Consider the following 747-nt stretch of genomic DNA (forward strand, 5'->3'; position numbering starts at 1 on the left):
CTTCTCGGCCGTCAGTTCCGGCTTGTTCAGATAACCGCGCGCAACCCCTGTACCGCCAATGTAGAGCTCGCCGGCAACCCCAACCGGAACAGGACGCCGGTGACCGTCGAGTATGTAGAYCTGCGTGTTCGAGATCGGACGGCCGATCGACAACGCGGATCCTTCCACCAAACTGCTCGTCGACCAGACTGTTGTTTCCGTCGGACCATAAACGTTGAAGACCCGACGTGCGATGCGCTGAAGATATCTCGATAAGGTTTCATCCCACGCCTCACCTCCGCACAATGCAGCCTCAAGCTCAACGTCGAGGTTGGATCCCATTGCAGCTTCTAATATCTTCCAGGTYGTCGGCGTCGCCTGGATGGCAGTGACACGATACTTCCGTATCGCGGTGAGAAGATATTCGCCATTGTTGCCGTGGTCTCGTGGCAACAGCACAACCTGGCCTCCTTGAACAAGCGGCAGGTAGATCTCCAGAGCGGCGATATCGAATGATAATGACGTTACCGCCAGCCAGACCTTAGTCGCTGAAGTCGGCAACAGCCCAGACATCGACAAGATCAAATTGCCGAGGTTTTGATGGTTGACCATCACGCCYTTGGGCTGTCCGGTGGAGCCTGACGTGTAGATCACGTAGGCAAGGTGCTGCGGCAATGTGCGGCTCTCGACGGCGCCGTCCGGCAGGCCTGCAATCTGCCCGTCCCAGTCCCGGTCGAGGCAGACGACCTGCACGCCATCCACCGACGG

At 58.2% G+C, this 747-nt stretch carries 1 protein-coding gene; it reads right to left on the minus strand.

The window, feature by feature from the left end; genetic code table 11:
• The coding region (locus AC1DNW_RS35430; RefSeq protein ID WP_477855816.1) for an AMP-binding protein at nt 1-747 on the minus strand (747 nt) is incomplete at both ends.

The organism is Rhizobium sp. 05L429 (assembly GCF_056397645.1).